This window comes from Polaribacter aestuariivivens, assembly GCF_005885675.1.
GTDB lineage: Bacteria > Bacteroidota > Bacteroidia > Flavobacteriales > Flavobacteriaceae > Polaribacter > Polaribacter aestuariivivens.
In genome coordinates this window covers 257354-278368 of record NZ_VANR01000004.1, presented here as the reverse complement: position 1 = coordinate 278368, position 21015 = coordinate 257354, and the positions used below count along the sequence as shown (strand labels likewise).

The 21015-nt window shown below is 30.3% G+C and carries 20 protein-coding genes and 1 pseudogene; 13 read left to right on the top strand and 8 right to left on the bottom strand.

Annotated elements, in window-relative coordinates; genetic code table 11:
• Window positions 1-220: 220 nt before the first annotated feature.
• A pseudogene (locus tag FDT66_RS14225) lies at window positions 221-382 on the top strand (transposase); the annotation flags it as partial.
• Window positions 383-645: 263 nt separating this feature from the next.
• On the opposite strand, the gene ahcY reads toward FDT66_RS14225, so the two are convergent.
• Window positions 646-1959 (bottom strand): adenosylhomocysteinase, encoded by a 1314-nt coding sequence (gene ahcY / locus FDT66_RS09190; RefSeq protein WP_138535878.1) that lies wholly within the window; start codon window positions 1957-1959, stop codon window positions 646-648.
• A 62-nt stretch (window positions 1960-2021) separates the two neighbouring features.
• Between ahcY and FDT66_RS09185 the strand changes: the two genes are divergently transcribed.
• From FDT66_RS09185 to FDT66_RS09160, 6 genes are all read left to right on the top strand, one after another.
• Window positions 2022-2648 (top strand): 4'-phosphopantetheinyl transferase family protein, encoded by a 627-nt coding sequence (locus FDT66_RS09185; RefSeq protein WP_138535877.1) that lies wholly within the window; start codon window positions 2022-2024, stop codon window positions 2646-2648.
• Window positions 2649-2742: 94 nt separating this feature from the next.
• Entirely contained in the window at window positions 2743-3468 is a 726-nt protein-coding gene (locus FDT66_RS09180; RefSeq protein ID WP_138535876.1) for a phosphoglycerol geranylgeranyltransferase, read from the top strand.
• A 5-nt stretch (window positions 3469-3473) separates the two neighbouring features.
• Window positions 3474-4103: a nicotinamide riboside transporter PnuC gene (gene pnuC, locus FDT66_RS09175; RefSeq protein WP_138535875.1), complete on the top strand. Its 630-nt coding sequence runs from the start codon at window positions 3474-3476 to the stop codon at window positions 4101-4103.
• Window positions 4067-4726, top strand: a complete 660-nt coding sequence (locus FDT66_RS09170; protein ID WP_138535874.1) for an AAA family ATPase — start codon at window positions 4067-4069, stop codon at window positions 4724-4726. Before pnuC ends, FDT66_RS09170 begins: the two co-directional genes overlap by 37 nt.
• A gap of 32 nt (window positions 4727-4758) precedes the next feature.
• Window positions 4759-5163, top strand: a complete 405-nt coding sequence (gene arfB / locus FDT66_RS09165; protein WP_138535873.1) for an alternative ribosome rescue aminoacyl-tRNA hydrolase ArfB — start codon at window positions 4759-4761, stop codon at window positions 5161-5163.
• 487 nt (window positions 5164-5650) lie between these two features.
• Complete coding sequence (locus tag FDT66_RS09160; protein WP_138535872.1) at window positions 5651-7996, top strand: TonB-dependent receptor; 2346 nt, start codon at window positions 5651-5653, stop codon at window positions 7994-7996.
• A gap of 39 nt (window positions 7997-8035) precedes the next feature.
• Here the strand turns inward: FDT66_RS09160 and FDT66_RS09155 are convergent, their stop codons facing one another.
• Window positions 8036-8887: an AraC family transcriptional regulator gene (locus FDT66_RS09155; protein WP_138535871.1), complete on the bottom strand. Its 852-nt coding sequence runs from the start codon at window positions 8885-8887 to the stop codon at window positions 8036-8038.
• 106 nt (window positions 8888-8993) lie between these two features.
• On the opposite strand from FDT66_RS09155, the gene FDT66_RS09150 reads away from it, so the two are divergent.
• From FDT66_RS09150 to FDT66_RS09125, 6 genes are all read left to right on the top strand, one after another.
• Entirely contained in the window at window positions 8994-9971 is a 978-nt protein-coding gene (locus tag FDT66_RS09150; RefSeq protein ID WP_138535870.1) for a polysaccharide deacetylase family protein, read from the top strand.
• Window positions 9972-10121: 150 nt separating this feature from the next.
• A complete protein-coding gene (locus FDT66_RS09145) occupies window positions 10122-11006 on the top strand; it encodes an SMP-30/gluconolactonase/LRE family protein (protein WP_138535869.1) in 885 nt (294 codons plus the stop codon).
• Between the two features lie 3 nt (window positions 11007-11009).
• Entirely contained in the window at window positions 11010-11417 is a 408-nt protein-coding gene (locus tag FDT66_RS09140; protein WP_138535868.1) for a DoxX family membrane protein, read from the top strand.
• Complete coding sequence (locus FDT66_RS09135) at window positions 11417-11803, top strand: cupin domain-containing protein (protein WP_138535867.1); 387 nt, start codon at window positions 11417-11419, stop codon at window positions 11801-11803. The genes FDT66_RS09140 and FDT66_RS09135 overlap by 1 nt, the downstream gene beginning before the upstream one ends.
• A 5-nt stretch (window positions 11804-11808) precedes the next feature.
• Window positions 11809-12918, top strand: a complete 1110-nt coding sequence (locus FDT66_RS09130) for an alkene reductase (RefSeq protein WP_222927917.1) — start codon at window positions 11809-11811, stop codon at window positions 12916-12918.
• Between the two features lie 314 nt (window positions 12919-13232).
• Entirely contained in the window at window positions 13233-14096 is an 864-nt protein-coding gene (locus FDT66_RS09125) for a sigma-70 family RNA polymerase sigma factor (RefSeq protein ID WP_138535865.1), read from the top strand.
• Between the two features lie 94 nt (window positions 14097-14190).
• Here the strand turns inward: FDT66_RS09125 and FDT66_RS09120 are convergent, their stop codons facing one another.
• The 6 genes from FDT66_RS09120 to FDT66_RS09095 all read right to left on the bottom strand — a co-directional run bounded on the left by FDT66_RS09120 (window position 14191) and on the right by FDT66_RS09095 (window position 21006).
• The gene (locus tag FDT66_RS09120) at window positions 14191-14457 is read right to left on the bottom strand and encodes a heavy-metal-associated domain-containing protein (protein ID WP_138535864.1); all 267 of its coding nucleotides are present in this window, start codon (window positions 14455-14457) and stop codon (window positions 14191-14193) included.
• Between the two features lie 7 nt (window positions 14458-14464).
• Complete coding sequence (locus FDT66_RS09115; protein ID WP_246034818.1) at window positions 14465-14830, bottom strand: rhodanese-like domain-containing protein; 366 nt, start codon at window positions 14828-14830, stop codon at window positions 14465-14467.
• 5 nt (window positions 14831-14835) lie between these two features.
• Window positions 14836-16242: an MBL fold metallo-hydrolase gene (locus FDT66_RS09110; protein WP_138535863.1), complete on the bottom strand. Its 1407-nt coding sequence runs from the start codon at window positions 16240-16242 to the stop codon at window positions 14836-14838.
• Between the two features lie 80 nt (window positions 16243-16322).
• Window positions 16323-18050, bottom strand: a complete 1728-nt coding sequence (locus FDT66_RS09105) for a SulP family inorganic anion transporter (RefSeq protein ID WP_138535862.1) — start codon at window positions 18048-18050, stop codon at window positions 16323-16325.
• 53 nt (window positions 18051-18103) lie between these two features.
• A complete protein-coding gene (gene ruvB / locus FDT66_RS09100; RefSeq protein WP_138535861.1) occupies window positions 18104-19126 on the bottom strand; it encodes a Holliday junction branch migration DNA helicase RuvB in 1023 nt (340 codons plus the stop codon).
• 98 nt (window positions 19127-19224) lie between these two features.
• On the bottom strand, window positions 19225-21006 hold the full coding sequence (locus tag FDT66_RS09095) for a cytochrome c oxidase subunit I (RefSeq protein ID WP_138535860.1): 1782 nt from the start codon (window positions 21004-21006) through the stop codon (window positions 19225-19227).
• Window positions 21007-21015: the final 9 nt, after the last annotated feature.

The following is a 21015-nucleotide window of genomic DNA, read 5'->3' as shown; positions in this document are numbered from 1 at the left end:
TAATGGTATTATTATAGTCTTTAAATATCAAAATCTAAAAAAATTAATACTAATAAAATGAATTTGATAAATCTTTATAATTTTAAAGAAAAATTTGATAAATTTATTGACATATTTTTTATAGGAAATTCATTAATGACGAGTAAAAGCTAAGTAATAATATTTTGTATTTTATTCCAATTAATTGGAATCAGGAACTTTAAATACTTCTATATTTTTTATTCCAAAACATATGAAGAATTCTTTAACAACAATAAGTGATAAAGTTTTACTTAGAAAAAGTTCTTTTATTGAAACTGCAAATGACGAACTTAAAAATATTAGTCAAATTAAACGTCTCATGTTTAAAAGCTTTCTTAATTTTTTATCAAATATATTTTCATGACTTATTGCCTATATTTTTCCCCTAAAAAAACCTCTATCAAATATTAGGTTGTAAAAATTTAATAAATTGATGTTTTGTAATAGAGTTTAGGCTTTTAAAAAAGAGTAGCCTTTTCGACTTTGTTCAAGATAAATTATAGCCTGTTAAAACGCCCAAATAAAAAAATCCTTACAAATTAATGTAAGGATTTTTGAGTTTTATGAGATTCTGAAACAACCTTTCGACTGCGCTCAAGGTGACATCTTCAGAATAACACTTTATTAATATCTATAGTGCTCTGGCTTGTAAGGTCCTTCTTGAGTAACACCAATATAATCTGCTTGGTCTTTACGCAATTCTGTTAACTCTACACCAATTTTTTCTAGATGTAATTTTGCTACTTTTTCATCTAAATGTTTTGGTAACATATACACTTCGTTTTTATACGCATCTGCATTGTTCCATAATTCTATTTGCGCTAACGTTTGGTTGGTAAACGAGTTACTCATTACAAAACTTGGATGACCAGTTGCGCAACCTAAATTTACCAAACGACCTTCTGCCAAAATAATTACATCTTTACCATCAATGGTATATTTATCTACTTGTGGCTTGATTTCTACTTTAGTATTACCATAGTTTTTGTTTAACCAAGCAATGTCTAATTCGTTATCAAAATGTCCAATATTACAGATAATGGTTTTGTCTTTTACTCCTTTAAAATGTTCTGCTGTAACAATATCTTTATTACCTGTTGTGGTGATAATAATATCTGCATTCCCCATTACTGTTTCTAAACGTTTTACTTCAAAACCATCCATTGCAGCTTGTAAAGCACAAATTGGGTCGATTTCTGTAACTGTAACAATAGAACCTGCACCTTTAAAAGAAGCAGCTGTACCTTTACCTACATCTCCATAACCACAAACCACAACACGTTTTCCTGCTAACATAATATCTGTTGCTCTACGTATTGCATCTACTGCAGATTCTTTACAACCGTATTTATTATCGAATTTTGATTTTGTAACAGAATCGTTAATATTGATAGCTGGCATTGGTAATGTTCCGTTTTTTACACGCTCATATAATCTGTGTACTCCTGTAGTTGTTTCTTCAGACAAACCGTTAATTCCTTCCGCTAATTCAGGATATCTATCTAAAACCATATTGGTTAAATCTCCACCATCATCTAAAATCATATTTAATGGCTTTCTATCTTCACCAAAAAATAAGGTTTGTTCTATACACCAATCAAATTCTTCTTCGTTCATACCTTTCCACGCATAAACAGGAGTGCCTGTTGCAGCAATTGCAGCAGCAGCTTGATCTTGTGTAGAGAAAATATTACAAGAACTCCAAGTAACTTCTGCGCCCAAAGCTTGTAACGTTTCTATTAAAACCGCAGTTTGAATAGTCATATGCAAACAACCTGCAATTCTTGCTCCTTTTAAAGGTTGGCTATCTCCATATTCTTCTCTTAAACTCATTAGTCCTGGCATTTCTGCTTCTGCCAATTCAATTTCTTTTCTTCCCCATTCTGCAAGAGAAATATCTTTAACTTTGTAAGGTACGTAAGCTGTTTTTGTGCTCATTTTATGTATATTTATATTCTAAATTTTCGAATTGCAAAGTTACGACATAGAAATTAAAAAATATGGCTCTTTACAAAACATTAACGGTTAACAAAACAACTAAAGTCTTGATTTGGAAGATTGAAGAATCTATACCTGATTTAAAAAGCGGAGTTTCTCTTTCTGAAAGTAGCTCAACTCGTTTGAATTCAATGAAATCTGAACTACATCAAAAAGGATTTTTAAGTATTAGACACCTGTTAAAAAAAGTGGGCTATACGGATTTTGATTTGATGTATGACGATTTCGGAAAACCTCATTTAAAAGATGGAAAATTTATTTCTATTACACATTCTTTCACTTTTACGGCGATTATTTTTTCGGATGATTTACAAGTAGGAATTGACATAGAAAAACAACGTGATAAAATTTTAAAAATTGCTCATAAATTTACCCCTTTAGAAGAGTACAAAACAATTGCAAATCACGATGCATTAATTAGCAAATTAACCATTGTTTGGGGAGCAAAAGAGAGTTTATATAAAATTTACGGAAAGAAAAAGTTACTTTTTTTACACAATATTTATATTGAAGATTTTAAGTTTGAAGACGAAAAAACCACAGGAGAAATTAAATACAATGGTGAACAATTTTCTTATAGCATTGAGTTTTTAGAATTTGAAGGTTTTACCTGTGTGTTTGCTTACTAAGAGATTCAAATTTTTAGGTTTAAAATTTAAAGTTGAATTTATTTTATAAATAATTTCGTGAATACTCAACGCAACAAAAAATTGTATTTTCGCAATCGTGAATTTTTACCAAAACATTTTACAAGCAAAAAAAGAAGGCAAAAAGTTATTGGCTGTTTTAATTGATCCTGAAAAAATTGAACTGCAAAACATTTCATCTTTTTTCGAAAAAGTGCATCAATCTATGGCAACTCATATTTTTGTGGGTGGAAGTACGGATGTAAATAACAAAACCGAAGCTGTTGTTTCTGAAATAAAAAAAGCAACAAAATTACCTGTAATTTTATTTCCTGGAGATGTTTCTCAAATCACCAATAAAGCAGACGGAATTCTATTTTTAAGTTTACTTTCTGGAAGAAATCCTGAATATTTAATTGAGCAACAAGTAAAAGCAGTTCCGCTTTTGCAAAAAACTAAATTGGAAATTATTCCAACTGGTTATATTTTAATTGATGGCCAAAAAGAAACGGCTACTCAAAAGGTAAGCAACACAAAACCAATTTCACAATCAGATATAGAACTTATAAAAAACACAGCTTTGGCTGGTGAATTTTCTGGAAAAAAAGCAATTTATTTAGAAGCTGGAAGTGGTGCTAAAGTACCTGTGAATGCAACTATTATTTCACTGGTAAATGATAATTTAAAAATTCCATTAATTGTTGGTGGAGGAATCCGTTCTAAAAAACAATTAGATGCAGCTTTTAATGCTGGAGCAGATTTGGTAGTTATTGGTACAGCTTTTGAAAATGATGAAAGTTTCTTTAATCAATTAAAAAAATAAATTCAATGTCAACAATTTTCGATTTCTTTTTTTCTCAATACAAAGAATACGCAACCATAGATATTGTTCTTGAAATTATTGCCGTATTTTTTGGTTTTTTGTCAGTTTGGTTTTCGAAGCAAAACAAAATTTGGGTATTTCCAACTGGAATGGTTAGCACCATTATTTTTGTGTATCTTTTATTAAAATGGGAACTTTTAGGAGATATGATGATAAATGCTTACTACTTTATAATGAGTGTTTATGGTTGGTATATTTGGACTCGTAAAGTTGACGAAACACATGTTACACCAATTTCTAAAATTAATTTACAAGAAAAAAAAATGGCTGTATTTATATTTATTGCCACCTTAATTTTTGTTTATAGTATTTATAATTATTTTGATAGATGGACAAGTTGGGTTGCTTATGTAGATACTTTTACGACTGCAATTTTCTTTGTAGGTATGTGGCTAATGGCAAAACGAAAAATAGAAAATTGGTTATTTTGGATTGTTGGAAACATCATTTCTGTACCTTTATACTTTTACAAAGGTTTTACATTTACTAGTCTGCAATATTTTGGATTTACTTTTATTGCCATTTTTGGTTATTTAGCATGGAAAAAAAACTTACTCAACACCCAATCAACTTGATAAAAGTTGTTTTATTTGGTCCAGAATCTTCTGGAAAAACAACACTTTCACGTCACTTGGCAAGACATTATAACACAGTTTGGGCTCCAGAATTTGCACGTGAATACTTGCAAAACAAATGGAATAATGAACGTAAAACTTGCGAAAAAGAAGATTTGTTGCCTATTGCAACTGGACAAATGGAGTTAGAAAATTCATTAGCTAAAAAAGCCGATAAAATATTAATTTGTGATACAGATTTGTTAGAAACAAAAGTATATTCAGAAGAATTTTATGGAGGTTTTGTAGATGATAAGTTAAATGAAGCTGCAAATAAAAACGAATATGATTTGTATTTGTTAACTTATATTGATACACCTTGGGAAGAAGATGATTTACGAGACAGACCAGACGAACGTTTGGAAATGTTTAATGCTTTTGAAAATGCTTTAAAAAAACACAACAAAAACTATATTTTACTAAAAGGAGACAAAGAAACACGTTTAAAAACTGCCACAAAAGCCATTGATAAAATATTGTTAGAGAAAAAAGATTTATACTCATTTTCTGATTCTTTACAAGATTTAGATATGCACTTTTTACATCAAAATTCTGGAGATTTTAGCACAAATTTTGAGTATTAAGTCTACACTCAAACGAACAACTTCTAAGAAAAATGAATACTGAAAACATTGTAAAAGAATTAAATTTCAAGGCTATTAGAAGTTCTGGTGCTGGTGGACAACATGTAAATAAAACGTCGTCTAAAATTGAATTGACTTTCGACTTAGAAAATTCTGAATCACTTTCTGATAGTGAAAAAGCATTACTAAAAACAAAACTTTCTTCGAAGTTAACTAACGATAATTTGTTAATTCTTTTTTGTGAAGAAACTCGTTCACAACATAGAAATAAAGATTTAGCTATTAAAAAGTTTATTGATATTATAAAAACGAATTTAATTCGACCTAAAAAAAGAAGAAAAACAAAACCAAGTAAAGCTGCTATTAAAAAAAGAATTGAAACTAAGAAAAAAACATCTTTAAAAAAAGCACTTAGAAAAAAACCTAAATTTGATTAAAGCAAAAAACACCTAAGTTAACTTAGCCCTGATTGAACGGTTTGTTTGAGCTCTTTTTATCTTTTTTTTAAAAGATAAAAAAGCGAGTAGTGAAAGCAGGAAATAGCTTCTAAAAAATAAATCACTTTTTAGTTTCACATTAAATTTTTCCAACTTAATTTTGCAGTGTTCTCATAAAGGGGTGCTAAAATAAGTTGGCAGTAACAGTTTTCAGTTCACAATAATTTTGAACTTTAAATTTGAAACTTTGAACTTATGGAGGCTGAGATCATACCCAATGAACCTAGAACAGGTAATGCTGTTTAGGGATTTCGAACTTAACTAAACTATTTAGTTGTCGGTTCGAGCGCAGTCGAGAACTATTTAAAACCTCTCGACTGCGCTCGAGGAGACATTTTAAGACTAATAATTTATAAGTTTTTAACAAATTATTCAATATTAATCGCAAGAATAATTACCTCTTTTTATTCGTTTTAAATTTTTTAAAATGAAAAAAATATCTATTTTTTTATTCTTGTTTGCAAGTATACTTGCAAACGCCCAATCATTTACACTTTCTGGAAAAGTTGTAGATGAAAACAAAAAACCTTTACCAGAAGCATCTGTATTTGTAAAGGAAATTAAAAAAGGTACTTCTACAGATGTATCTGGAAATTTTGCATTTAAACTTAGCAAAGGAACGTACACAGTAGAAGTTTCATTTTTAGGTTACAAAACCATTTCAGAAAAAATTACGCTTTCTAAAGATGAAAACTACCTTATTCAATTAAAAGCTGAATATGCTGTTTTAGACGAAATTTTAGTTTCTGCTATTCGTGTTAATGCAGATATTCCTGTAACGTTTTCTAACTTATCTAAAAAAGAAATTGCAAAGCGAAATTTAGGACAAGACATTCCTATTTTAATGAATTATTTACCAAACGTAGTTTCCTCAAGCGATGCTGGTGCTGGAGTAGGTTATACTTACATGAGTGTTCGTGGTTCTAATGGCGAGCGAATTAATGTTACCGTAAACGGAATTCCGTATAACGATGCAGAAAGTCATGGTACTTTTTGGGTAAATTTAGGTGATTTTGCCTCTTCTACTCAAAACCTACAATTGCAACGTGGAGTTGGAACATCAACAAACGGTTCTGGTGCTTTTGGTGCAAGTTTAAACATATTAACAGATGCAATTTCAGAAGACGCCTTTGGTGAAATTTCTAATTCTTTTGGGTCTTTTAACACCAGAAAACATACCGTAAAATTTGGTACAGGAAAGTTAAATAATAACATAGAAATTGCTGGACGTTTGTCTAACATTTACTCAGATGGTTATGTAGATAGAGCATTTGCCGATTTAAAATCATACTATTTACAAGGAAGTTATACTGACGAAAACACGTTAATTAAAGCCATTACTTTTGGTGGAAAAGAAAGAACATACCAATCTTGGGAAGGTTTAACTGAAACTCAGTTAAAAGAAAACAGAAGACAAAACCCTTATACATATGACAATCAAGTTGATAATTACAATCAAAATCACTACCAACTACATTGGAATGAAAAATTGAATAACAACTGGTCTACAAATGTAGCATTAAATTATACGAAAGGAGCTGGATATTTTGAGCAATTTAAAGACGGAGAAGATGCTGCCGATTTTAATAATTTAATTGTTGATGGAAGTGACGTAATTGTAAGACGTTGGCTAGATAACCATTTTTACGTTTTCAACTTCAATACAAACTACAAAACCGATAAAATAAATTTAATTACCGGAATTTCTTACTCTAATTATACTGGAGATCATTTTGGGGAAGTCATCTGGGGATCAGATTTGGCTCCAAATACAAATATTAGAGATCGTTATTACTTTTCTGATGCAACTAAAAATGATTTTTCATTATTCGCAAAAGCTACATTTAATCTTTCTGAGAAATTAGCAATGTATGCAGATTTACAAGGTAGATTTGTAGGTTATAAAACCGAAGGAATTACAAATGATATTGTACCTATTGATGTAGATGCTAATTTTAATTTCTTTAATCCAAAATTTGGTTTTACTTATAAAATAAATAGTCAAAATAATTTATACACTTCATTTGCAGCTGCTAATAGAGAGCCAAATAGAAATGATTTTGAAAACGGAGTTTCTACACCAGAAACATTAAATGATTTTGAATTTGGTTGGCGTTTGAAAAAAGAAAACGTAAAATTAAACACCAATATTTACTACATGGATTATAAAAACCAGCTTGTTTTAACAGGTGCAATTGATGATGTAGGTGCTCCTGTAAGAGCTACTTCTGGTAGCAGTTATAGGTTAGGCTTAGAAATTGATGCTGATATTCGTTTAAGTGACCAATTTACAATAAAACCAAATGCCGCTTTTAGTTCTAATAAAAATAGAAACTTTTTTATTACCAGAAATGGAAACCAAACTCCAGAATCATTAGGAGAAACTGCTATTTCTTTTTCTCCAGATATCGTTATTGGAAATGTTTTCACATACATGCCTTTAGAAAATCTACAATTCTCATTCTTATCTAAATACGTTGGTAAACAATTTATGAGTAATTTTAGCAGCGCAATTTCAGATAATGATGTGTTAGATGGTTTTTTTACATCTGATTTAAACGTAGTTTATGAAATTAAACCAACTAAAATTTTTAAATCTGTAACATTCACAGCTTTGGTAAATAATATTTTTGATGCAGAATATGTGGATAGAGGTTATTATTATACTTTTAATTTTGATGATGGTAATGGAAATACAATTACTGGTGATGGCGCAGGATATTACCCACAAGCCACAAGAAATTTCTTAGTTGGTGTTACTTTAAAATTTTAAATTCACACAAAACCCTTTAAGATATTTCTTAAAGGGTTTTTACTTTTTATAATATTCGCTCGGTCTTTTTCCGTATTTATTTTTGAATATTTTACTAAAATGACTCGCATCTACAAAACCAGTTTTAGCAGCAATTTGTGTAATATTTAGGTTACTTTCTTTTAAAAGTCTTTCTGCCAATTTTAATTTCGATTTTATAATGTAATCTTTTATGGAAATTCCTGTCTGCTTTTTCACGTAAATGCTAATGTAATTTGCAGACATATTAAAGGTATTTGCCAACGCTTTAATTTTTACTTTATCAGCATCAAAAAGATGCAATCTTATGTATCCTAAAATGTTTTCGATTTTTTCTTTTTCAGATAAAATTGGGTTCGATAAATAATCTACATTAGAAATTAAGTTTCGAGAAATAATTAATAACAAAGCTCCAAAAAGCTCTAAGATTATATTTCTACTTCGTAAATTCGGGTTTTCTAATTCTGTTTTAATCACTTTATACAAAAACAATAACTGCTTTTTATCTGCTTTGTAAGCTTTTATACTTTTATCAGAAATTGAAGAATTAAAAATAATTTCCTCTACTTGTGTTTTTAATTCCTTGTTCGTATTAAAACTTGTGTTTTCTAAAAAAAGCTGTTCCGTAAATTTTAAAATCCCAAATTTAGAAGGTTTTTCCACCAGAAATTCATGCTCATCTTTGGGTGTTAAAAAGAAAATATCTCCTTTTTTATAAGTAACAGCACTCTCATTAAATACATGTTTTCCTTTACCTTTTAAGATAAAAGTAAGCTCAAAAAAATTGTGTTTGTGTTTAGGATATCCCCAAGTTTTTGCAGCATCAAACTCAACAATATCAATAGATTTTAAAATAGTAAACCTTTTAATCATGTTTTAATGGTTTTGTACAAATATACAATGTATTTGTACAATATTAGTACTATACTTCTCCTCTAATTTTGCAGTGTAATTATAAAAGAAATAAATTTTAAATAAAATGAAAACAGTATACAAAACATTTGTAGCAATAATACTAATCACATTTTCTGCCTGCGATGCTAAAAAAGAAGAAGCACCAGAAAAAAAAGAAATAAGTACCAAAGTAACCAAAGGAAAAAGTTTTTGGCCAAATGGTGCACAATTAGTTATTTCAGTTTCTATGCAATTCGAAACTGGTGGACAACCAGAAGGCGCAGAAAGTCCTTTTTCGGGAAATCCGTTACCAAAAGGAAACCCAGATATGCCAGCAGAAAGTTGGTTTCGTTATGGAGCAAAAGAAGGCATTTACAGAATGTTAGACCTTTGGAAAAAACACGATATCCATGTTACTTCTCATGTTGTTGGTGAGGCTGCTATAAAATATCCTGAAGTTGCCAAAGCCATTGCAAATGGTGGTCATGAAATTGCGGCTCATGGAATCGCTTGGAAAGATCAGTGGAATTTAAGTTATAAAGACGAGTTGAATTTCATTAAAAAAGGAATCGATACAGTAGAAGCAATTACCGGCCAAAGAGGTCGTGGTTACAATGCAAATTGGTTGCGAAGAGGCGTAAATACGTTAAAAGTTTTACAGGATTTAGATTTTTTATATCATATAGACGATTTGAGTAGAGACGAGCCTTTCGTGACGAAAGTTAGAGGAAAAAACTTTGTAGTGATGCCTTATACTTTAAGAAATAACGACATCGTAAATATCGAAGGCAAACATTGGAGTCCAGACCAACATTTGGCACAATTAAAAATGGAATTCGATCAATTATACAAAGAAGGTGCAACAAAAAGACGCATGATGTCTGTAAGTATGCATGATAGAATTGGTGGAACTCCAGCTGTTGTAAATGCAGTAGATCAATTTATAAAATACGCGAAAGAGCACACAGGAGTAGTGTTTATGCGTAAAGATGAAATTGCAAATATGGTAAAAGACGACCCAAATACACCAGAAGACAACTCTGAATTGAAGTTTAATAATTAGAAGCCAGGAATCTGCTTTTACTACTCAATCTTTTTACTGAAAAGGCAAAAAGTATTTCAGATATGGAGCCTGTCTTGAGCGAAGTCGAAAGGCTCAATCAGGACTAGAAATCAAGAAAATCGAGTAAAGCAATCACTAAAAAAACATAAAATGAAAACACAATTATACATATTATTACTAGTTATTTCTCAATTTGTAAATGCGCAAACTAATTTGCCTTTTCAATTAGAAAAAGACTGGGAACTTACAGGATTCGAAAATCCAGAAAGTGTTGTTTTAGACACAAAAAATAATGTTCTATATGTTTCGAATGTAAATGGCGCTCCAACAGAAAAAGATGGAAATGGCTATATATCTAAAGTTAGTTTAGAGGGTAAAATTTTACAACAAAAATGGATTACAGGTTTAAATGCTCCTAAAGGATTGGTTATTTCTAAAGGAAAATTATACGCAACAGATATAGATGAAATTGTAGAAATAAAGATTAAAAATGGTAAAATCAAAAAATTTAAAGCAAAAGATGCCACTTTTTTAAATGACATTACAGTCGATAAAAAAGGGAATGTATATGCAAGTAATACCTTTGGTTTTAGCGGAATTTACAGATTACCAAAAAAAGGAAAAAGAACTGTAGAACTTTGGTTAAAAGACGAAAACCTAAATATGCCAAATGGTTTATACGTTTCTAAAAACAAATTATTTGTTGCAAATTGGGGTGAAAACATGAATCCAGAAACCTACGAAACAACCACAAATGGTAGTTTATTAAGTATAGATTTAAAATCTAAAGAAATAAAATCGGTGTCAAAACCAATTGGGAATTTAGATGGTTTAAGTGAAACTTTACACGGTTTTTTACTAACAGATTGGTTGGCTGGAGAATTACTTTATTATTCAAAAAAACTAAATACAACAACAAAGGTTATCAATCTTACAAAAGGAAGTGCAGATACTTTTTTCGATAAAAGATCGAAGTCGCTTTTTATTCCTTTAATGTTAGACAATAAGTTATTAAAATATCACTTTAAAAAATAAAGTATGAAAACAACTCCACAACAAACAGGTTTCGCTTTGCTTCGAATTGCAATGGGTGTAAATTTTTTAGGGCATGGTTTGGTACGATTTTCTAAATTAGAAGGTTTTAAAAACTGGATGATTACTACGTTTCAAGATAGTATTTTACCCAACTTTGCAGTATCGATTTGGGGGAGTGTTTTACCATTTTTAGAATTCGCAATTGGTCTTTTATTAATTTTAGGCTTGTTTACTTACAGAGCAAGTATTGCTGGAGCCATTGTAATTATTATTTTAATAACAGGTTCTTGTTTAGTAGAAAAGTGGGATTGGGCAGGAATGCAAATGATTTATGCATTGTTCTTTTATTTTATAATTACTAATATCGATAAAAATAAAATTTCGATCGACAATTTAATCCAAAAGAAATAATGAACACAACAGAAATTAACAAAAAAGGAAATTGGGATTCTTTTTGGACAGAAGACTTAAAAGAAGCATTAAAAAAAGCCGAAAAAAACGAAATTGTTGGTGAGCATTTAGTATTAGAAAACGATATTTTTAAAGTTTGGAACATACAATTATTGGCAGGAAAATCTTTACCTTTTCACAAACATTCCAAACCGTATTTTTATACAGCAATTACTTCAGGGAAATCAAGATCTTTTTATAGTGATGGCAAAATAGTTGACACAGAATACAAAAAAAACGACATTAGGTACTTTAACAATTTAAGCGAAAGTAATTACTTTATACACAATTTAGAAAACATTGGTACAACTACATTACTATTTACCACTGTAGAATTTAAAAAATAATGAATATGAAAAATACACTTTTTACACCTTATAATATGAACGGAATTTCTTTAGAAAACCGTTTTTTAATGGCTCCAATGACGCGCTCTAGAGCATCGCAACCTGGAGATGTTCCTAACCAGTTAATGGCAGAATATTATGGACAAAGAGCTTCTGCAGGACTTATAATTTCTGAAGCAACACAAGTTTCTATGCAAGGAATGGGCTATGCAAAAACACCAGGAATTTACACACAAGAACAAATTGAAGGTTGGAAATTAGTAACGGACGAAGTTCATAAAAAAGGTAGTAAAATCTTTTTACAGTTGTGGCACGTTGGTCGTGTTTCGAGTTCTAAAGTAAATGGTTTACAACCAATTGCGCCTTCTTCAAAAATTGCAAAAGAAACAACTGTTTATATTTTTGATGGAGCTCCAAATGGAGATGCAACTTTTGTTCCTGTGGAAGAACCAAGAGAAATGACTCAAGAAGACATCAATCAAGTGATTGAAGAATTTAGAGTTGGTGCAAAAAATGCCATTGAAGCAGGTTTTGATGGTGTAGAAATTCACGGAGCAAATGGCTATTTAATCGACCAATTTTTACGAAGTAATTCTAACGAAAGAACTGACAATTATGGAGGAAGTAAAGAAAATAGAGTTCGCATTTTAACTGAAATTACAGAGGCTGTTGCCAAAGAAGTGGGTACAGAAAAAACGGGTGTTCGTTTATCTCCTTTTATCAGTTTTAAAGACATGAACGACCCAGAAATTTTAGAAACCATACAAATCGCTGCAAAAGATTTAGAGAGAATTGGGGTTACCTATATTCATTTATGTGAGGCAGATTGGGACGATGCTCCTGAAATTCCGAATGATTTTAGAGTTCAATTAAGATCAAATTTCAGCAAAACAATTATTGCAACTGGAAACAAAACTCCAGAACAAGCAAATGATTTATTAGGCAAAAACTTAGTAGATTTGGTTGGCTTTGGAAGAAAATTTTTAACAAATCCAGATTATCCAAAACGTGTTGAGTTGAATGCTACAATGAATGAAATTAGCGATAACCATACTTTGTTTGGTGGAGGAACTGCCAGAGGTTATACAGATTATCCTTTTTTAGAAGTAAATTAGGTGGTTTAAAATATTGAAATTTTAATGAAAATGGCATTTTTCGTTAATTTTAGTTAAAAATCAAAAGAAAAAGAGTCGTTTTTAGTTAAAATAGCTCTTTTTTTCGTATATTGTCATTTCATGAAGAAAAGAAAAATCTATTTTATTTCCACTATTGATTTTACAGTTCTAAAAAATCAATTTCTTCAAATTATTTCTTCCGTTTTCTAATTTATATAGAAGCATCGCTTTTTAGCAAACATTATCTAAGAGAATTATTTCTCTTTTGGAATTATCATTTTTTATTAATCCGAAAAAAAAATCAAAAATTATATATGAGACAACTTAAAATTGTAAAGCAAGTAACCAATCGTGACGCTAAATCTTTAGAGAAATATTTTCAAGAAATTAGTAAAATCGGGTTAATTACTGCAGATGAAGAAGTAGAATTAGCTTTGAAAATAAAAAAAGGAGATAATAGAGCACTAGACGCACTTGTTAAAGCAAATTTAAGATTTGTAGTTTCTGTTGCTAAGCAATATCAAGGGCAGGGTTTAAAATTATCTGACTTGATAAATGAAGGAAATTTAGGTTTGGTAAAAGCGGCAAAACGTTTTGACGAAACTCGAGGTTTTAAATTCATCTCGTACGCAGTTTGGTGGATTCGTCAATCTATTATGCAGGCTTTAGCTGAACAATCTAGAATTGTACGTTTGCCATTAAATAAAATTGGTAGTATTAGTAAAATAAAGAAAATTTACGCAAGGTTAGAGCAAAATGAACAACGCATGCCTACCAATAAAGAAATTGCAAAACAGTTAGATATGACTGAACGCGAAGTTGAACAATCATTAAAAAATTCTGGAAGACACGTTTCTATGGATGCACCATTTAAAGAAGGTGAAGATTCTAATTTATACAATGTTTTAAAATACGACGAATCACCAAAACCAGATAAAAACTTAATGAAACAATCTCTATCTATAGAAATTGATAGGGCTTTAGACACTTTATCTTTAAAAGAAGCAAAAGTGATTAAAATGTTCTATGGTATTGGTAATGAAAACCCGTCTAGTTTAGCCGAAATTGGTTTAAAGTTTGATTTATCGAGAGAACGAGTTCGCCAAGTAAAACAACGTGCTTTAAACCGTTTAAAATCGAAATCTAAAACACATATGTTAAGAACATATTTAGGATAGTGATTCCCTTAAAATTTTAAAAATCTAACTTGCAAAAATTGCGTTTTATTTTAGATATAATAATAAAAAAACGAGCTAGTGCTCGTTTTTTTATTTAAGAATCTATTCTACCTACTGCACAACTCACAAAAGACTTTGCTTTGTGTACAATGGTATTCTTATCACCAACCTCTGGATAGCCTAATTTAGATAATTTTTCTTTTATATTTACTGAATTTTCATTTTCAGAAGTAATGGAAACTATGGATTTTTCTACATCTACACTTACATCATTCACGCCTTCTAAAGTTAGTAATCCTTTTTTGATAGTTGCTGCACAACCACCACATTTTAAATTTTCTATTTTTATTGCTGTTGTCATTTTATTTTTAATTTTCTTTTTCCCATTGATTGTAACCTCCTAAAACATTTACAACTTCAAAACCTTCTTCTTTTAAAATTTTACATGCTTTGGTACTTCTATTTCCTGATCTACAAACCACGTAAACTGATTTATTTTTGTCTAATAATTTGTTTGATATTTCTGAAAAATTATCATCAAAATAATTGATGAAAATAGCTGATTTTATATGGCCTTTTTCTATTTCATCAGGAGTTCTAACATCTAATAGTTGAATTTTTTCTTCTGCTATAAGTGTTTTTAATTCTTTGGTAGAAATTGTTTTAATTTCTTTTTGAGAATCGCAATTTGAAACAAAAAACATTATAAAGGCTAAAAAGAAAAACTTTTTCATAGGTTTTATTTTAAAGTTGAAGGGCAAACTGCTTCTGTTCTTTCTATAGTAGTATTCTTAATTGCTGCGTAACCTCCAGCAACATCAACTACGTTATGAAAACCTCTTGCTTTTAATATAGATGCTGCTATTACTGAACGATAACCTCCTGCACAATGTAGGTAAAAGTTCTCTTTTTTAGGAAATTCAGAAATATGATCATTTAAAAAATCTAAAGGAGTGTTTTCTGCAACTTTTATATGTTCACTATTGTATTCTCCAGGTTTTCTAACATCAAAAACAGGTTCTTTTGCATCTATTTTATGTTTTAAAGTTTCTGCTGAAATAGATTCTATTGTATCAATTTCTTTACCTGCTTTTTTCCAAGAAGCAAAACTTCCATCTAAATAACCCAATACATTATCAAAACCAACTCTGGAGAGTCTTGTAATAGTAGTTTCTTCTTTACCAATTGGTGTTACCAACAATATTGGCTGTTTAATATCTTTAATTAATGCGCCAACCCAAGGTGCAAAACCTCCGTTAATTCCGATGAAAATAGATTTTGGTATGAATCCTTTTATAAATTCTTCTTGATGACGTACATCTAATATTAAAGCATCTGTTTCGTTTGCAATTACCTCAAACTCTTCAACAGATAATGGTTTTTCGCTATTTTTTATAACATCATCAATATTTTCGTAACCTTCTTTATTTAGCTTTACATTTAAAGGAAAATAAGCTGGTGGTGGTAATAAACCATCTGTAACTTCTTTTATAAATTCCTCTTTAGTCATGTTTGCTCTTAGAGCATAATTTGTTTCTTTTTGATTACCAATCGTACCAACAGTATCTTTACTTAAATTTTTACCACATGCAGAACCTGCACCATGTGCTGGATAAACAATCACGTCGTCTGCTAAGGGCATGATTTTATTACGTAAACTTTCAAATAAAAAACCTGCTAAATCTTTTTCTGTAAGGTCTCCTTTTTGAGCCAAGTCTGGTCTTCCAACATCTCCTAAAAACAGTGTGTCGCCACTAAAAAGAGCATGATCTTTTCCGTTTTTATCTTTTAATAAATAACAAGAACTTTCCATTGTGTGTCCTGGTGTATGTAATAGAGTTATTGTTATTTCTCCTACTTTAAAAACTTGATTGTCTTCTGCTATTACTGCATCAAAATTTGTTTTAGCAGTTGGACCATAAATAATTTTTGCACCTGTTTTTTCTGCTAAAGTTACGTGTCCGCTCACAAAATCTGCATGAAAATGTGTTTCAAAAATATATTTAATTTTTGCATTGTTTTTTGCGGCTTTATTTATATAATCTTGTACTTCTCTTAGAGGGTCTATTATTGCTACTTCGCCATTACTTTCAATATAATAAGCTCCTTGTGCTAAACAACCTGTGTAAATTTGTTCTATTATCATGTTCTTTTCTTTATTATTATAAACTTCAAAATAAACATTAAAAGAGTAATTTTAAAATGATATTTATCAGTATTGCTTTTTTAATGATATGCTTGGTGAATGTATTTTGCATATTTTTCTTGATGTGCTCTGTCTCCTGTTTTGTAATAAACAACTGCATCATTATCTCTCATAAAAAAATGATTTAAATCTATTATTTCTAGTAATCCTCCTTTAAAAAGAGAATCTCTAACAGGCCCTTTTACACCAGCAAAATAAAATGCAACATTCTTTTTTTTGTAAAATTTCACTCTTTCTTTAAGCATTTCTACTCCAGTACTATCAATTCTATTAATACTTTCTGCATCTAATACAATTAATTTTAATTTATCTCCTTTTTTAAAAGCCATTGCATCTAGATTATCTCGAAAATAGCTTGAATTTGCGTAAAATAGTTGCGCATCAAATCTAAAAACCAAAACATCATCTTCAATAATTACTTCTTTAAAACGATTCTTGTTTCTGTAGAAATCAGAGTCTGGAACTTTACCTAATTCAGTAAAGTAAGGTCTGGATGTTCTAAATATTAAAATGATTAATGATAAACCTACCCCAACAATTATACCATATTCTATTCCGAATATTAATGTGGACAAAAATGTAGCGATCATTAACCAAAAGTCTAAATTATTTGCTTTCCATAAAAAAACAGCTTCTTTAACATTTATTAATCCAAAAACAGCCACAATAATAATTGCTGCCAAAATAGTTTTTGGTAAATAGTAAAATAAAGGGGTTAAAAACAATAAGGTAATAACAACCATTACTACAGAAATTAATGCTGCCATACCTGTTTTTGCTCCGCTTTCTTGATTGATTGCAGAACGTGAAAAGCTTGATGTACTTGGATATGCTTTAAAAAGTGAACCTACCATGTTTGCCAAACCTAAAGCAATTAACTCTTGATTCGGTCTAACTCTGTACTCGTCTTGTTTTGCTTCTAAAGATTTACCAATTGAAATGGTTTCTAAATAACCAACCATAACCAAAGTTAATGCAATAGGTAATAATTCTCTTATTTGCTCTAAATCAAATGTTGGTATTTCAAAATTAGGTAAACCAGAAGGAATATTTTTTACGATGGAAACATTGTACATTAATTCTCCAAAAAACTTCATTGTTAAAATACCAAAAACAACTACAATTAAAGCTGTTGGAATTTTTTTATTTATCCTTCTAAAAAAAACTATGATGGTTACAGATATGAGTCCTATAATTGTTGTGTGAAGATTAAAATCTGAATATTGTAACCAAATATCTTCTAAAAGAAGATGAATTTGATCACTTTGAATAAAATCTACTCCTAGTAAATTTCGAAATTGATTGAGTCCAATTATCAAAGCAACAGCTGAAGTAAAACCAGTGATAACGGGTTTTGATAGAAAATTTACAATAAACCCCAAACTAAATATACCCATTATGAATTGAATCGTTCCAACCAATAACGCCAGTAAAATAGCAATGGAAATGTAACTGTCTGAACCTGCTAAAGCTAATGTAGAAACTCCTGTAGCAACTATTAAAGAATCCATAGCAACTGGACCTATTGCAACTTGTCTTGATGAACCGAAAATTGCATACATTACTTGTGGAACTAATGCACAATACAGTCCATAAATTGGTGGCAAACCAGCAATTAATGCATATGCTATACCCTGAGGAATTAAAATAATACCTACAGTTATACCTGCTACTAAATCTCCTTTAAAAAGAGATTTGTTGTAGTTTGGCAACCATTCTAAAATTGGTATTACTTTTTTTATATTCATTTCTTTTGCTTTTCTCTTTTAGAGTTTTGCTAAAAGTTAAATACAGGTTATTTTTAAAACAATTCTCCTTGAATTCTTCCTTTTGTTCTACCTAAATGTTTATAAGCTAATTCTGTTACCTCTCTTCCTCTTGGAGTTCTCATGATAAAACCTTGCTGAATCAAAAAAGGTTCATAAACTTCTTCTATTGTTTCTGTATTTTCACTTACTGCTGTTGCGATTGTGCTGATTCCAACAGGCCCTCCTTTAAACTTATCAATAATAGTAATTAGTATTTTATTATCCATTTCGTCTAAACCGTGAGCATCTACATTTAGTGCTTTTAAAGCAAATTTTGCGATTTCAATAGTAATGCTTCCATTTCCTTTTATTTGTGCAAAGTCACGTACTCTTCTTAACAAAGCATTTGCAATTCTTGGGGTTCCTCTACTTCTTCCTGCTATTTCAATTGCACCTTCCATAGAAATAGGAACTCCTAAAATATTTGCACTTCGTTGGATAATAGTAGTTAAAAGTTCTGTTGAATAATAATGCAATCTACTGTTAATACCAAAACGAGCTCTCATTGGAGCTGTTAAAAGTCCGGATCTTGTAGTCGCTCCAATTAATGTGAATGGCTCAAGATTTATTTGTACTGTTCTGGCATTAGGGCCAGATTCTATCATAATATCAATCTTATAGTCTTCCATTGCAGAATATAAATATTCTTCTACAATAGGACTTAAACGATGTATTTCATCGATAAAAAGAACATCTCGTTCATCTAAGTTTGTTAGTAGGCCAGCTAAATCTCCAGGTTTGTCTAAAACTGGACCTGATGTTACCTTAATACCTACTTCCAACTCATTTGCAAGAATATGTGCTAATGTAGTTTTTCCTAATCCTGGAGGACCATGAAACAATGTGTGATCTAATGCTTCACCTCTTTGATTAGCAGCTTCAACGAAAATTTTTAAGTTGTCTATTGCTTGGTCTTGGCCCGAAAAATCTTGAAATGAAAGTGGACGTAATTTTTTTTCTACATCTAACTCTTCATTTGTATAATTATCGTTTTCCGGATTTAAGTTTTCGTTCATAAAAACAAAGATAATAGAATTTAAGATGATAAAATAATGTTCTATAAAGCAAAAAACCTCTCCAAATTGGAAAGGTTTTTATAATTTATAATATTTTGTTATGAAGGTTCTTCTCCTTCTAGTAAAGGCGTTGTTTGTAATACAAAATCTTTACCATGTAAATAGTCACTGTCATCATCATTTGGATCTACACGTTTACTGTAGTCGTAAGCCCATCTATGAACTTCTGGTAATTTACCAGGCCAGTTCCCATGAATATGTTCTACTGGAGTTGTCCATTCTAGCGTGTTAGATCTCCAAGGATTTTGTGTTGCTTTTTCTCCTCTATACATTGATATGAAGAAGTTTGCAATAAAAATTATTTGTGCAATACCTCCAACTAAAGCAAAAATAGTAATTACTACATTTATATCTGCTAAGTCATCAAACATTGGGAAATTTGTATTTGAATAATATCTTCTTGGTAAACCAGCTAAACCGATAAAATGCATTGGCCAAAATACACCATAAGCACAAATAATAGTTATCCAAAAGTGCCAATAACCAAGTGTTTTATTCATCATTCTACCATACATTTTTGGAAACCAGTGGTAAATACCAGCATACATTCCAAAAATTGCAGAAACACCCATTACTAAGTGGAAGTGAGCGACCACAAAGTATGTATCGTGAATATTTATATCTAATGCAGAATCTCCTAAAACTAATCCTGTTAAACCTCCTGTTACGAAAGTTGATACTAAACCAATTGAAAATAACATTGCAGGATTTAGTTGCAAATTACCTTTCCAAAGAGTAGTAACATAGTTAAATGCTTTTACAGCTGATGGAATTGCAATTAATAATGTTGTAAAAGTAAATACAGATCCTAAAAATGGATTCATACCAGAAATAAACATGTGGTGACCCCAAACAATTGTAGATAAAAATGCAATTGCCATGATAGAACCAATCATTGCTCTATATCCAAAAATTGGTTTTCTAGAGTTTGTTGAAATTATTTCTGATGTTATACCTAATGCTGGTAATAATACAATATATACTTCTGGGTGACCTAAGAACCAAAATAAATGTTCAAATAATACAGGTGAACCACCTTGATAATGTAAAACTTCACCAGAAATAAAAATGTCTGATAAATAGAACGAGGTTCCAAAACTTCTATCGAAAATTAATAATAATGCTGCTGATAGTAATACTGGGAAAGAAACTACACCAATAATTGCAGTAATAAAGAATGCCCAAATTGTTAAAGGCAATCTTGTCATTTTCATTCCTTTTGTACGTAAATTAAATACCGTTACAATGTAATTTAAAGATCCTATTAATGAAGATGCAATAAATATAGCCATAGATACCAACCATAAAGTCATACCTGCTCCAGAACCTGGAATTGCTTGAGGCAATGCACTTAAAGGAGGATAAATTGTCCAACCTGCAGATGCTGGTCCAGCTTCTACAAATAAAGAAATAACCATTACAATACTAGATATAAAAAATAACCAGTAAGAAATCATATTTAAAAAGCCAGAAGCCATATCTCTAGCTCCAATTTGTAATGGAATTAATAAATTTGAAAATGTACCACTTAAACCTGCAGTAAGTACAAAGAAAACCATTATTGTACCATGGATTGTTACCAAAGCCAAGTACATATCTGGATTCATAATTCCATCTGTTTGGTGTGGTCCAAGAAAAGCTTCAATTATTGTAAAAGATTTTTCTGGCCACGCAAGTTGTATACGAAATAACATAGACATTAATACACCTATAATTCCCATAAACATACCAGTTACCAAAAACTGTTTAGAGATCATTTTATGATCTTGACTAAATATATATTTTGTTACAAACGTTTCTTTATGATGATGATCTGACATAATCCTCTT